This is a genomic window from Sphingomonas sp. MM-1 (genome assembly GCF_000347675.2).
Taxonomy (GTDB): domain Bacteria; phylum Pseudomonadota; class Alphaproteobacteria; order Sphingomonadales; family Sphingomonadaceae; genus Sphingomonas_E; species Sphingomonas_E fennica.
Map to the genome: position 1 here is coordinate 1000025 of NC_020561.1, position 12622 is coordinate 1012646.

At 67.8% G+C, this 12622-nt stretch carries 14 protein-coding genes; 11 read left to right on the forward strand and 3 right to left on the reverse strand.

The genetic code is table 11. The annotated features are described in order from the left end of the window. Positions 1-82: 82 nt before the first annotated feature. The 11 genes from G432_RS04850 to G432_RS04900 are packed head-to-tail and all read left to right on the forward strand — an operon-like array spanning position 83 to position 9196. Positions 83-1234 carry an acyl-CoA dehydrogenase family protein gene (locus G432_RS04850; protein WP_015457704.1) on the forward strand — a complete coding sequence of 384 codons (1152 nt, stop codon included), beginning with the start codon at positions 83-85 and terminating at the stop codon, positions 1232-1234. Positions 1235-1239: 5 nt separating this feature from the next. After that, on the forward strand, positions 1240-2241 hold the full coding sequence (locus G432_RS04855) for an acyl-CoA dehydrogenase family protein (protein ID WP_015457705.1): 1002 nt from the start codon (positions 1240-1242) through the stop codon (positions 2239-2241). Further along, positions 2234-3385 carry an acetyl-CoA C-acetyltransferase gene (locus G432_RS04860; protein WP_015457706.1) on the forward strand — a complete coding sequence of 384 codons (1152 nt, stop codon included), beginning with the start codon at positions 2234-2236 and terminating at the stop codon, positions 3383-3385. Before G432_RS04855 ends, G432_RS04860 begins: the two co-directional genes overlap by 8 nt. Continuing rightward, positions 3385-3984 (forward strand): gamma carbonic anhydrase family protein, encoded by a 600-nt coding sequence (locus G432_RS04865; RefSeq protein WP_015457707.1) that lies wholly within the window; start codon positions 3385-3387, stop codon positions 3982-3984. Before G432_RS04860 ends, G432_RS04865 begins: the two co-directional genes overlap by 1 nt. Positions 3985-4004: 20 nt before the next feature. Continuing rightward, complete coding sequence (locus G432_RS04870) at positions 4005-4907, forward strand: SDR family oxidoreductase (RefSeq protein WP_015457708.1); 903 nt, start codon at positions 4005-4007, stop codon at positions 4905-4907. A gap of 3 nt (positions 4908-4910) precedes the next feature. Continuing rightward, the gene (locus G432_RS04875) at positions 4911-6053 is read left to right on the forward strand and encodes an acyl-CoA dehydrogenase family protein (RefSeq protein WP_015457709.1); all 1143 of its coding nucleotides are present in this window, start codon (positions 4911-4913) and stop codon (positions 6051-6053) included. Continuing rightward, positions 6050-6829, forward strand: coding sequence for an SDR family oxidoreductase (locus G432_RS04880; protein WP_015457710.1), 780 nt, complete (start codon positions 6050-6052; stop codon positions 6827-6829). Before G432_RS04875 ends, G432_RS04880 begins: the two co-directional genes overlap by 4 nt. A gap of 2 nt (positions 6830-6831) precedes the next feature. Beyond that, on the forward strand, positions 6832-7293 hold the full coding sequence (locus G432_RS04885; RefSeq protein ID WP_015457711.1) for a MaoC family dehydratase: 462 nt from the start codon (positions 6832-6834) through the stop codon (positions 7291-7293). 5 nt (positions 7294-7298) lie between these two features. Then, complete coding sequence (locus tag G432_RS04890; protein WP_015457712.1) at positions 7299-7670, forward strand: nuclear transport factor 2 family protein; 372 nt, start codon at positions 7299-7301, stop codon at positions 7668-7670. Positions 7671-7676: 6 nt separating this feature from the next. Next, the gene (locus tag G432_RS04895) at positions 7677-8879 is read left to right on the forward strand and encodes an acetyl-CoA C-acyltransferase (RefSeq protein ID WP_015457713.1); all 1203 of its coding nucleotides are present in this window, start codon (positions 7677-7679) and stop codon (positions 8877-8879) included. After that, positions 8879-9196: a 2Fe-2S iron-sulfur cluster-binding protein gene (locus G432_RS04900; protein WP_015457714.1), complete on the forward strand. Its 318-nt coding sequence runs from the start codon at positions 8879-8881 to the stop codon at positions 9194-9196. The genes G432_RS04895 and G432_RS04900 overlap by 1 nt, the downstream gene beginning before the upstream one ends. 169 nt (positions 9197-9365) lie before the next feature. Here G432_RS04900 and G432_RS04905 read toward each other — a convergent pair whose 3' ends face one another. From G432_RS04905 to G432_RS04915, 3 genes are all read right to left on the reverse strand, one after another. Further along, positions 9366-10067, reverse strand: coding sequence for a glutamine amidotransferase (locus G432_RS04905; RefSeq protein ID WP_015457715.1), 702 nt, complete (start codon positions 10065-10067; stop codon positions 9366-9368). A gap of 7 nt (positions 10068-10074) precedes the next feature. Next, positions 10075-11478, reverse strand: a complete 1404-nt coding sequence (locus G432_RS04910) for an NAD(P)H-dependent flavin oxidoreductase (protein ID WP_015457716.1) — start codon at positions 11476-11478, stop codon at positions 10075-10077. A gap of 108 nt (positions 11479-11586) precedes the next feature. Next, entirely contained in the window at positions 11587-12612 is a 1026-nt protein-coding gene (locus tag G432_RS04915) for an NAD(P)H-quinone oxidoreductase (protein ID WP_015457717.1), read from the reverse strand. Positions 12613-12622: the final 10 nt, after the last annotated feature.

The window sequence follows — 12622 nt, forward strand, 5'->3', positions numbered from 1 at the left end:
GTCCCGAGCGAAGTCGAGGGACGTGCCGCAGGCGGATCGCAAACGTGTCTCGACTTCGCTCGACACGAACGGATTTGAATTGATGGATCTCAATTACACCCCCGAACAGCAAGCCTTCCGCGCCGAGGTCCGCGCGTGGATGGAAGCCCATGTTCCCAAGACCCCGCTCAAGACGCTGGAAGGCCGCGAAGGCTATGACCAGCATGTCGAGTGGGAGCGCACGCTGGCGTCCGGCAACTGGGGCATGGTGACGTGGCCCGAAGCCTATGGCGGCCGCAACCTCGACCTGATCCGCTGGCTGATCTTCGAGGAGGAATATTATCGCGCCAAGGCCCCGCTGCGCGCCAACCAGAACGGCATCTTCCTGCTCGGCCCGACGATCATGGAATATGGCACGGACGAGCAGAAGGCCCGCTTCCTCACCCCCATGGCCAAGGGCGAGATCATGTGGGCGCAGGCCTGGTCCGAGCCGAACGCCGGATCGGACATGGCGGCGATCCGCAGCCGCGCCGTGCGCGACGGCGACCATTATGTCATCAGCGGCCAGAAGACCTGGTCCAGCCGCGCGGCCTTCGCCGACTGGTGCTTCGGCCTGTTCCGCACCGATCAGGACAGCAAGCGCCACAAGGGGCTGAGCTTCATCCTGCTGCCGCTCGACTCGCCCGGCGTCACCGTGCGGCCGATCCGCCAGCTTCATGGCGAGACGGGCTTTGCCGAAATCTTCTTCGACGAAGTGCGCGTGCCGGTGGAAAACCGCATCGCCGGCGAGGGCGAGGGCTGGAACGTCGCGATGGCGACGGCGGGCTTCGAACGCGGGCTGATGCTGCGCTCCCCCGCCCGCTTCCAGGCGACGGCGAAGCGGCTCGTGGAGCTTTATCGGCAGCACGAGGCCCATGCCGCCCCCGCCGCGCGCGAGGCGGTGGCGCAGGCCTGGACCGATGCGGAAGCCTATGCGCTCAACACCTATATGGTCGCCTCCACCATCCAGGCGGGCGGTCATATCGGCGCGGAGGCCAGCCTCAACAAGATCTTCTGGTCGGAACTCGACCGGTCGATGCACCGCACGGCGATGAGCCTGCTCGGCGCGGCGGCGGAGCTGCGCACCTTCGCGGACGGCGCGATGAACGAGTGGCTGGAAGGCTATATCTTCTCGCTCTCCGGCCCGATCTATGCGGGATCGAACGAGATCCAGCGCAACATCATCGCCGAGCGGCTGCTCGGCCTGCCGAGGTAAGCGCCATGGATTTTCGCTTCACCGAAGACCAGATCACGCTGCGCGACAGCGTGCGCGAATATCTGGAAGGCACGCACACGCCGGAACTGCTGCGCAAGCTGGACGAACATGGCAACCGCGACGACGGCGTGTGGAACGGCCTCGTCGAAATGGGCCTCGCCGGCCTGCTCGTGCCCGAGGACCAGGGCGGGCTGGGCATGGGTCTGATCGAGGCGACCCTGATCGCGGTCGAGCTGGGCCGCGCCAATGTCAGCGAGCCGATCGTCGATACCGCCTTCGTCGCGGCGCCATGGCTCGCGGCCAAAGGGCAGACCGATCGGCTGGGGGATATCGCCGGCGGCGCGCTCAAGGTGGCGCTCGCCCATGACGTGAACCCATGGGTCGCCGATCTCGATCAGGCGGGCGCGGTGATCTCGCACGGCAAGCTGGCCGATGTCGCCGCCTCGCCCGTCGCCCTGGATTCGGTCGATCCGCTGCGCCGGCTTTCCGCGCGCGGCGATCTGGGCGGCGGCGATCCGCTGCTGCTCGACCTTGCAGCGCTGATGGCGGCCGCCCAGTTGGTCGGCGCGGCCGATCGCATGCTGGCGCTGGCGGTCGATTATGCCAAGCAGCGCGAGCAGTTCGGCCAGCCGATCGGATCGTTCCAGGCGGTGAAGCACCACGCCGCATCGGTGGCGGTGAAGGTGGAGTTCGCCAAGCCGGTGCTGTGGCGGGCGGCCTATGCGCTCCAGAACGGCCATGCCCGCGGCTCCGTCCATATCAGCCACGCCAAGCTGGCCGCCACCGACGCCGCGATCTTCGCGGCCGAAACCGCGATCCAGATCCACGGCGCCATGGGTTATACCTATGAGGTCGACCTCCATTTCTGGATGAAGCGCGCCTGGGCGCTGGCCGGCGCCTGGGGCGACCGCGCCTTCCACTTGAAACGTATCGATGACGCCGTGATCGGCGGCGGCATCGACCTTGGCCCCGATCGCACCTTCGCAAGCGAGATGATCCATGCCTGAAGCCTATATTGTCGATGCCATCCGCACGCCGACCGGCAAGAAGAAGGGCAGCCTTGCCGGCTGGCATCCGGCCGATCTGGGAGCCATCCCGATCAAGGCGATCGTCGATCGCACCGGCATCGATCCCAACGCGGTGGACGACGTGGTGTGGGGCTGCGTGGACGCCGTCGGCCCGCAGGCCGGCAATATCGGCCGCAGCGCCTGGCTGGCGGCCGGCTATAGCGAGGCCATTCCCGGCGTCACCATCGATCGCCAGTGCGGTTCCTCCCAGCAGGCGATCCACTTCGCCGCGCAGGGCGTGATGAGCGGCACGCAGGACCTGGTGATCGCCGGCGGCGTGCAGAACATGAACGCCATCCCGATCTCGTCCGCCATGTATGCCGGGCAGGCGCTGGGCTTCGAAACGCCCTTCTCCACCTCGCCGGCGTGGAAGGCGCGCTACGGCGACGAGGAAGTGAACCAGATCTACGCCGCCGAGAAGATCGCCGCCACCTGGGGCATCAGCCGGCAGGACATGGAAGCCTTCGCGGTCGAAAGCAATGCGCGGGCGGAACGCGCCATCGACGAAGGCCGCTTCGACAGCCAGATCGTGCCCGTCGGCGATTTCCGCATGGACGAGACGGTCCGTCGCGGCACCACGCTGGAAGGCCTGGCGGGCCTCAAGACCGTGCGCGAGGGCGGCCTCATCACCGCCGGCGTCTCCAGCCAGATTTCGGACGGCGCATCGGCCGTGCTGGTCGCCAGCGAGCAGGCGGTGAAGGCCCACGGGCTGAAGCCGCGCGCGCGCATCCATCATCTGACGGTGCGTGGCGACAGCCCGATCTTCATGCTGACCGCGCCGATCCCGGCCACGCGCCATGCGCTGGAAAAGACCGGCCTCAAGCTTTCCGACATCGACCTGGTCGAGATCAACGAGGCTTTCGCCAGCGTCGTCCTCGCCTGGGCGAAGGAACTGGACGCCGACCTGTCGAAGGTCAACGTCAATGGCGGCGCCATCGCGCTCGGCCACCCGCTCGGCGCGACGGGCGCCAAGCTGATGACGACGCTGCTCTACGAACTGGAGCGCACCGGCGGCCGTTACGGCCTGCAGACGATGTGCGAAGGCGGCGGCCTCGCCAACGTGACGATCATCGAAAGGCTCTGATGCCGGTCTATGCCTTCGAGGGCCTCGTGCCCGTGGTCGATCCGGCGACCTTTCTGCACCCGACGGCGGTGCTGATCGGCGACGTCGTGATCGGCCCCGGCTGCTATATCGGCCCCGGCGCGTCGCTGCGCGGCGATTTCGGCCGCGTGGTCGTCGAAGGCAATGCCAGCATCCAGGACAATTGCACCCTCCACACTTCGTCCGAAAGCGATTGCGTGGTGGGGTTCGGCTGCACGGTGGGCCATGGATCGGTGCTCCATGGCTGCCGGCTGGGCCGCAACGTGCTGGTCGGCATGAACAGCGTTGTGCTGGACGATGCGGAAATCGGCGAGGACAGCCTGATCGGGGCCTTGAGCCTCGTCAAATCGGACATGCGGGCACCGGCGCGCAGCCTGATCGCGGGAAACCCCGCCAGGGTCGTGAAGGAAATCCCGGAGGACAAGGTTTTCTGGCGGATGGGGGAGGATGGCGAATATGTCCGCCTTGCCCGCCGATCGCTGGCCGGCCTCGTCGAATGCGAACCGCTGGCCGCGATGGAGCCGGGGCGCGGGCGCCCGGCGGGCGGCGCCAGGGCGGTCCGCTTCGCGCGATCCAAATGATATAGATACGGAGGAAAGACGTGGGCATCTGCGAAGGGCGCGTGGCGATCGTGACGGGGGCCGGCAACGGCCTCGGCAAGGCCTATGCGCTGGGCCTGGCGGCCGAAGGCGCCAAGGTGGTGGTGAACGACCTGGGCGTCGGCACGCATGGCGAGGACGGCCTCACCAAGGGCGCCGCCGAACAGGTCGTCGATGAGATCCGCGCCATGGGCGGCGAGGCGGTGGCCGATACCGGCGACGTCGCCGATTGGGATGCCGGCAAGCGTATGGTGGACCTTGCGGTCTCCACCTTCGGCCGGCTGGATGCGGTGGTGAACAATGCCGGCTTCGTGCGCGATCGCATGTTCGTTTCCTGCACGCCCGAGGAATGGGACGCCGTCACCCGCGTCCACCTTCGCGGCCATTTCTGCACCAGCCGCCACGCGGTCGATTACTGGCGCGCGCAGCAGAAGGCGGGCAACCCGATCGACGCGCGGATCATCAACACCACCTCCGGCGCGGGCCTGCAGGGTTCGATCGGCCAGAGCGCCTATTCGGCCGCCAAGGCCGGCATCGCCACGCTGACGCTGGTGCAGGCGGCCGAGCTTGCCCGTTACGGCATCACCGCCAACGCGCTGGCGCCCAACGCCCGCACCCGCATGACGGCCACCGCCTTCGACATGAGCGTGGCGGAAGGCGAGTTCGACGTGTTCGCGCCGGAGAATATGGCGCCGCTGGTCGCCTATCTGGTCAGCGAGCAATCCCGCAAGGTGACGGGCCAGGTGTTCGAGCTGAAGGGCGGCCGCATCTTCCTGTCGCAGGGCTGGACGGACAGCCCCGCCTACGACAAGGGCGCCCGCTTCGAGGCGAGCGAGCTTGCCCCGATCGTCGAGAAGCTGGTGGCGACGCGCGAGCCCGCCAAGCCCGTCTACGGGACCGCCTGATCCATGTCCGCCGGCCTGACCGACGACCAGATCTTCATCCGCGACAGCGCGCGGGATTTCCTGCGCGACCGCGCGGATTTCGATGCGCTGCGCAAGGCCGTGGACGGCGCCGGCTGGGATCGCGCCCTGTGGGACAGCTTCGCCGGGGAACTGGGCTTTGCCGGGATCGGCGTGGCGGAAGCCCATGGCGGCGCGGGGCTGGGCCCGGTGGAGCTGGCGCTGATCGCCGAGGAGCTTGGCCGCACGCTGGCGCCCATCCCCTGGTTCGAAACCGCCGTGCTGGCCGCGACCGCGATCGCGGAAGCCGGCGGCGAGGCGCAGCAGGCGGCCTTGCTCGGCCCCATCGCCCGCGGCGAGACCATCGCCACGCTGGCGATGCGCGATGCGGCCGGCGGGCCGATCCCCGAAGGCATCGGCCCGGTGCTGGAAAAGGACGGCGGCGGCTATCGCCTCAGCGGCCGCGCGCATTTCGTGCCTTTCGGCGCGGATGCCGATCTGCTGATCGTCGCCGCGCGTGAGCCCGGCTCCGCCGGCTGGGACGGCATCAGCCTGATCGCGCTTCCCGCCGCCGGCCTCGAGCGCGAGGCGCTCACCTCGCTCGATCTCACCCGTCCGCTCGCCCATGTCGATCTCGACGTCACGATCGGCGCGGAAGCGATCCTGGGCGCCGTGGGCGCCGCGGGCCCGGCGCTTCGCCGCACCCTCGCCATCGCATCGGGCATCCTTGCCTCCGAACAGGTGGGCGGCATGCAGCGCACGCTCGACGAGACGGTCGAATATTCCAAGCAGCGTGTGCAGTTCGGCCGGGTGATCGGTTCCTTCCAGGCGATGAAGCACCGCATGGCCGACATGAAGCTATGGCTGGAAGCGGCCCGGTCCGCCGCCGCCATGGCCGCCGACGCCATCGCCCGCGACGCAGGCGACATGGAGACGCTCTCGGCCGCCGCCCGCTCCTACTGCTCGGACGCCTATCTCCGCATCGCGGCGGACGGCATCCAGCTTCACGGCGGGATCGGCTTCACCTGGGAACATCACGCCCACCTCTTCTTCAAGCGCGCGCGCGGAACGGCCACGCTGCTGGATTCGCCCGCGCATCATCGCGAGCTTATCGCCCGCGCCATCATCGATACGGAACAAGCCGCATGACCAGCATTCCCGCCTACCCCACCCCGCTCGGCCTGCTGAAGGGCAAGACGGTGGTCGTCACCGCCGCCGCCGGCACCGGCATCGGCTTCGCCACCGCCAAGCGCGCGGCCGAGGAAGGGGCCACCGTCCTCATCAGCGACTTCCACGAGCGCCGCCTCAACGAAGCCGCCGATCGGATCGCCGCGGAAGTGGGCACCCGCCCCTTCACCCAGATCTGCGACGTGACGAAAGAGGAGCAGGTGCAGGCGCTGCGCGATGCGGCGGTGGCTGAGCTCGGCCATGTCGACGTGCTCATCAACAATGCCGGGCTGGGCGGCGAGGTCGACGTGGTCGACATGACCGACGACCAGTGGAACCGCGTGCTGGACGTGACGCTGACCAGCGTGTTCCGCATGAGCCGCGCCTTCCTGCCCCACATGTATGAACGCAAGACCGGCGCGGTGGTGAACAACGCCTCGGTGCTCGGCTGGCGCGCGCAGAAGGGCCAGGCCCATTACGCCGCCGCCAAGGCCGGCGTGATGGCCTTCACCCGCTGCTCCGCCGTGGAAGCCGCCGAACATGGCGTGCGGATCAACGCCGTATCGCCCTCGATCGCGATGCACGCCTTCCTCGCCAAGGTAACGACTGACGAGCTGCTGGCCAAGCTGACCGAGCGGGAAGCCTTCGGCCGCGCCGCCGAGGTGTGGGAAATCTCCAACGTCATGCTGTTCCTCGCCTCCGATCTCGCCAGCTACATGACCGGCGAGGTCGTCAGCGTTTCCAGCCAGAGGGCCTGACGATGACGGCGAAGGTCTATGCCAGGCCCCAGGACCTGATCGGCCAGGAGGGCACGAAGCTCGGCCCCACCGACTGGCTGACGATCGACCAGAAGCGCATCGACGGCTTTGCCGAGGTGACGGGCGATCACCAGTGGATCCATGTCGATGTCGAGCGCGCCAGGACCGGGCCGTTCGGGCGCACCATCGCCCACGGCTACCTCACGCTCAGCCTCGCCAACTTCTTCCTGCCCCAGCTTATCGAGGTGCAGGGTTTCGCCCATGCGGTGAACGTGGGCACCGACAAGACGCGCTTCCTCGCCCCCGTGCCCGAAGGATCGCGCATCCGGGGCGTGGGCGAGATCGTGCATGTCGAGGAGATCAAGGGCGCGATCCAGCTGGTCGTGCGCATCACCATAGAGATCGACGGCGGTGACAAGCCGGCCTGCGTCGTCGACACTATCGGCCGCTATTTCCCGGAGTGAGAGAGATGCCCAGCCACGAACAGAAGGTTGCCGTCGTCCAGGCCTATATCGATGCGTTCGCCAAGGGCGATCCCGCCGCCGTCGCCGCATTGTTCGCGCCGGGCGCGTCCGTCGAGGACCCCGTCGGCACCGGCGCGCATGTCGGCCATGACGCGATCCTGGCCTTCTACACCGAATCGATGAAGACCGGCGCGAAGCTGAAGCTGGAAGGCCCCGTGCGCACCGCCGGCGACTATGCCGCCTTCGCCTTTTCCGTGTCGCTGGCCTTCAAGGATACGGCACGGATCGACGTGATCGATACTTTCCGCTTCAATGAGGACGGCAAGGTCGTGGAGATGCGCGCCTATTTCGGCCCGAACAACATGCAGGGAATGTAATCGATCATGCGTGAAGCCGTCATCGTATCCACCGCCCGCACCGGCGTGGGCAAAGCCTATCGCGGCGCCTTCAACGACACGGAGGCGCCCGTCCTTTCCGGCCATGTGGTGAAGGCGGCCCTTGATCGTTCGGGGCTGGACCCCAAGCGCATCGACGACATCTTCATGGGCGTGGGCACGCAGAGCGGAACGCAGAGCTACAATCTGGGCCGGTTGACGGCGGCCACCGCCGGCCTGGGCCGGAGCGTCGCCGGCTTCGCGCTGGATCGGAAATGCGGATCGGGGCTGACGGCGGTGGCGCTGGCGGCGCGATCGATCATCGCGGGCGATATCGACGCGGCGGTCGCCGCCGGCATGGAATCGATCTCGCTCACCCTCAACAAGCATGCGATGACCTATCGCAACCGCAGCCAGGCGGTGATCGCCGCCGAGCCGCACGCCTATATGGCGATGATCGAGACGGCCGAGATCGTCGCCGACCGCTACGGCATCAGCCGCGAGGCGCAGGACGAATTTTCCGCCCGCAGCCAGCAGCGCGCCGGTGCGGCGACGGCCGCGGGCCGCTTCGCCGACGAGATCGTGCCGATCACCGTCCAGAAGGCGCTGTTCGACAAGGAAGGCAACGAGACCGGCAAGCAGGAGGTCACGCTCGACCGCGACGAGGGCATTCGCGGCGATACCACGGTGGAAGCGCTCGCCAACCTGAAGCCCGTCTTCAAGAATGGCGAGATCATCCAGGAAGGCCGCCACATCACCGCCGGCAATGCCAGCCAGCTTTCGGACGGCGCCTCCGCCCAGATCGTCGTCGATCGCGCGATCGCGGAGAAGGAAGGCCTGCCGATCCTGGGCATCTATCGCGGTTTCCAGGTCGCCGGCTGCGCGCCGGAGGAAATGGGCATCGGCCCGGTCTTCGCCATCCCCAAGCTGCTCGACCGCGCCGGCCTCAAGGTTTCCGACATCGGCCTGTGGGAAATCAACGAGGCCTTCGCCAGCCAGGCGATCTATTGCCAGCAGAAGCTGGGCATCGATCCCGATATCCTGAACGTGAACGGCGGCGGCATCGCCATCGGCCACCCCTTCGGCATGACGGGATCGCGCCTGGTGGGACACGCGCTTATCGAAGGCAAGCGCCGCGGCGTGAAATATGCTATCGTTTCGATGTGCATCGCCGGTGGCATGGGCGCAGCCGGATTGTTCGAGATCGTGTGATGATCACCATCAACGTCACCACCCGCGACGGCGACCGCCAGCAGATCGACGGGCAGGAAGGCTCCGCCCTCATGGAGATGCTGCGCGACGCCGGGCTGGGCGTGGACGGCACCTGCGGGGGCATGTGTTCCTGCGGGTCGTGCCACGTCTATATCGCTTCCGAAACCACGCTGCCCAAGCCCAGCGAGGACGAGGCGGACATGCTGGAGGGCATGGGCTCGATCGTCGAGGTCCGCCCCTCCTCGCGGCTGTCCTGCCAGATCATCCTGAAGCCGGAGCTGGACGGGCTGGAAGTGGAGATCGCGCCGCAATTCTGAGGGCGCACCCAACGACCGTCATTCCCGCGAAGGCCGCCGCAGCCAATCCGCGGAAGCGAGCGGCCCGATGGAGCCGACGACATCCGACATGATGGATTCCCGCCTTCGCGGGAATGACGTGGGTTGGGAACAGGAAGCGGCGCCCGAAAACATGAAGCGGGGCAGCGCCCTACAGCCGCAGCCCTTCCAGCCATTCGGCGATCATGCGGCGGCCGGCGGCGACGGCATTGGGGCCGTGCGCATCGTGGTCGGCGCGCAGCTCGTCGGCGGTGCCGCCGGCGGCCGCGATGGCATCGGGCCATTTCTCCAGCCAGTTTTCGAAGCGCGGGTCCTCGCCCATTTCCGCATGGAACTGGAGGGCGAGGATATTGGCGCCCCGGCGGAACGCCTGATGGGCGTAATGATCGGTGGAGGCCAGCAATTCGGTGCCGCCCGGCAGATCGAAGGTGTCGCCGTGCCAGTGCAGCATCGGCAGCCCTTCCAGATGGCGCAGCGGCGAATCCGCGCCCTTTCCGTTGAGGGAAACGGGCGCGAAGCCCACCTCCTGCCGCCCGCCCGGATAGACGCGGGCGCCCAGCGCCGCCGCCATCATCTGCGCGCCCAGGCACACGCCCAGCGTGGGGCGGTCCGCCGCCAGCCGCTCGCCCAGGCGGCGGATCTGGCAGGCGATCCACGGGTGCCGATCCGTCTCGTAGACGCCCATCGGCCCGCCCATCATCACGACGAGGTCGGGCGCCACCATGTCCGTTTCCGGGAAGGCCGGATCGGTCACGTCGATGCGATCGACGATGAAGCCGGCCGCCTCGATCGGCGCGCGAAAACCGGCGACACCTTCCACCGGCACATGCCGGATCACCAGCGCCCGCTTCATCGCCCGATCAGTCGCCCGTCAGGATACGATCGACGAGCTGCTTCACCGTCGGCACGAAGCCATTGGAATAGAAGGGGTCCTTCTTGAACTGATAGGCCGCGTGGCCCGCGAACATCAGGTTGTTCTCCACATCGCCGCCATGGACGATATCCTGCAGCGTCTTCTGGATGCAGAAGCTGCGCGGATCGGCGAGGCGGCCGGTGGAATTGCCCTCCGTATCCGCCCAGGACGAGAAGCCGCACTGGCTGAGGCAGCCCATGCAATCGGCCTGATCCTTGCGGATTTCCTTGGTTTCCTCGGGCGTCACGAAGACGAGCGTGTTATCCGGCGTCTTGAGCGCGGTGGTGTAGCCGAGGCCGAACCATTCGCGCGCGCGCATCAGATCGCCGCGCGTCACCCAGAAATTCTTGCCCTTCACGCCCACGTCGAGCTGGAACTGGTGGTCGCCGGCCGCTTCGCCCGAAAAGGCGATCTGCCGTTCGGACCGGCCTTCCAGGTTGCGGAGGAAGGGATTGCGCACGGCCGAGGAATAGAATCCGGTGGGCGAGAAGCGGTGGAGCAGCACGTCGCCCTCCTCCAGCGTCGTCAGCCGGTCCTTCCACGCCTGCGGGATCGGACTTTCCTGCGTCAGCAGCGGCCGCGTGCCGAACTGAAAGGCGATCTGCCCCAGCTCCGGATTGTCGATCCACTCGTTCCAGTCGCGCAGATACCAGACGCCGCCGGCCATCACGATCGGCACGCTATCGGGGATGCCGCCCTCGCGCATGGTGGCGCGCAATTCCTTGACGCGCGGATAGGGGTCCTGCGGCTTCAGCGGGTCTTCGGCGTTGGACAGGCCGTTATGCCCGCCCGCCAGCCAGGGATCCTCATAGACCACCGCCGCCAGCCATTCGGACGCCTTGGAATAGGCCCGCTTCCACAAAGCGCGGAAGGCGCGGGCCGAGCTGATGATCGGCAGGTAATGGACGCCGTAAGAGGCCGCGATCTCGGAGAGCTTGTAGGGCATGCCCGCGCCGCAAGTGACGCCGGTGACGAGGCCCTTGGTGCGTTCCAGCACGCCGTGGAGCACGCGCTGCGCGCCACCCATCTCCCACAGCACGTTGATGTTGATCGCGCCCTTGCCGCCGGCGATGTCGAACGCCCGCTTCACCTGCTCCACCGCGCCATCGATGGCGTAGGCGATCAGCTCCTCATGCCGTTCGCGCCGGGTAAGCGCATGATAGACCTGGGGAATGATCTTGCCTTCGGGATCGTAGCTGTCGGCGTTGACCGCCGATACCGTGCCGATGCCGCCGGCGGCCGCCCAGGCCCCGGAGCTCATATGGTTGGTAGCGGCGACACCCTTGCCGCCCTCGATCAACGGCCACACCTCGCGCCCCCCGTAGAGGATCGGCCGCACACCCTTGAACAATCATGCCTCCATATGAAATCGGCCCCCTATAGGCGAGCCCGTCGGGAAATGCGCGCGAAAATCGCGCACCCGCCCGATGCCGGCGGCAGATGGCGGATCGATGCGGAATTATAAGGAAGCAGCGCTGCCCTGTTCGCCGACCAGCAGCACGATCTTGCCGACATGATCGCCCGATTCCATGCGGGCATGGGCAAGGGCGGCCTCCTCCAGCGTATAGGTGCGGTCGATCACCGGCCTGAGCCGGCCTTCGCGCACGAACGGCCATACGGTTGCCGCCAGCTCGTCCGCGACGAGGCTCTTGAACGCGGCGGAGCGGGGACGCAGCGTCGATCCCGTAAGGGTCAGGCGGCGGCGCATGATATCCCAGATCGGCACCTCCGCCTTGGCGCCGCGCTGCACCGCGATCGAGACGTGGCGGCCGTCGTCGGCCAGGCAGGCGAGGTTGCGGGGCACATAATCCCCACCCACCATGTCCAGCACCACCTGGCAGCCGCGCCCGCCGGTGATCTGCTTCACCTCCTCGACGAAATCGGCCGTGCGATAGTTGATCGCGTGATCGGCGCCGATGGCGATCGCGCGGGCGCATTTCTCGTCCGATCCGCAGGTGACGATCATGGTGAGGCCGAACAGCTTGCCGAGCTGGATCGCCATCGTGCCGATCCCGCTGGTGCCGCCGTGGACGAGGGCGACATCCCCCTCCACCGCATAAGCGCGCTCGAACAAATTGGTCCACACGGTGAACAGCGTCTCGGGAATGGCGGCCGCCTCCATCAGCGGCAGGCCGGGCGGCACCGCGAGGCACTGGCCGACGGCCGCGACCGCATATTCGGCATAGCCCCCGCCCGCCAGCAGCGCGCAGACCGGCTGGGCGAGCCATTCGCTTTCCACCCCCGGCCCCAGCGCGACGATGCGGCCGGCCACCTCCAGGCCGGGGATCGTGGGGGCGCCGGGCGGGGGCGGATAGCCCCCTTTCCGTTGCACCACGTCCGGCCGGTTCACGCCCGCCGCCGCGACCTGGATCAGCACCTCCCCCGCGCCGGGCCGGGGCACCGGCCGCTCCACCACGCGCAGCACCTCCGGCCCGCCGGTCTCGTCCGGATCGATCGCCCGCATGGTTTCCGGAAGCGCGGCCATATTTCCCCCG

Bases quoted from the DNA above. Each gene is read 5' to 3' on its own strand.
- G432_RS04850 (WP_015457704.1), top strand. From the start codon at position 83: ATGGATCTCAATTACACCCCCGAACAGCAAGCCTTCCGCGCCGAGGTC.
- G432_RS04855 (WP_015457705.1), top strand. From the start codon at position 1,240: ATGGATTTTCGCTTCACCGAAGACCAGATCACGCTGCGCGACAGCGTG.
- G432_RS04860 (WP_015457706.1), top strand. From the start codon at position 2,234: ATGCCTGAAGCCTATATTGTCGATGCCATCCGCACGCCGACCGGCAAG.
- G432_RS04865 (WP_015457707.1), top strand. From the start codon at position 3,385: ATGCCGGTCTATGCCTTCGAGGGCCTCGTGCCCGTGGTCGATCCGGCG.
- G432_RS04875 (WP_015457709.1), top strand. From the start codon at position 4,911: ATGTCCGCCGGCCTGACCGACGACCAGATCTTCATCCGCGACAGCGCG.
- G432_RS04880 (WP_015457710.1), top strand. From the start codon at position 6,050: ATGACCAGCATTCCCGCCTACCCCACCCCGCTCGGCCTGCTGAAGGGC.
- G432_RS04885 (WP_015457711.1), top strand. From the start codon at position 6,832: ATGACGGCGAAGGTCTATGCCAGGCCCCAGGACCTGATCGGCCAGGAG.
- G432_RS04890 (WP_015457712.1), top strand. From the start codon at position 7,299: ATGCCCAGCCACGAACAGAAGGTTGCCGTCGTCCAGGCCTATATCGAT.
- G432_RS04895 (WP_015457713.1), top strand. From the start codon at position 7,677: ATGCGTGAAGCCGTCATCGTATCCACCGCCCGCACCGGCGTGGGCAAA.
- G432_RS04900 (WP_015457714.1), top strand. From the start codon at position 8,879: ATGATCACCATCAACGTCACCACCCGCGACGGCGACCGCCAGCAGATC.
- G432_RS04905 (WP_015457715.1), bottom strand. From the start codon at position 10,067: ATGAAGCGGGCGCTGGTGATCCGGCATGTGCCGGTGGAAGGTGTCGCC.
- G432_RS04915 (WP_015457717.1), bottom strand. From the start codon at position 12,612: ATGGCCGCGCTTCCGGAAACCATGCGGGCGATCGATCCGGACGAGACC.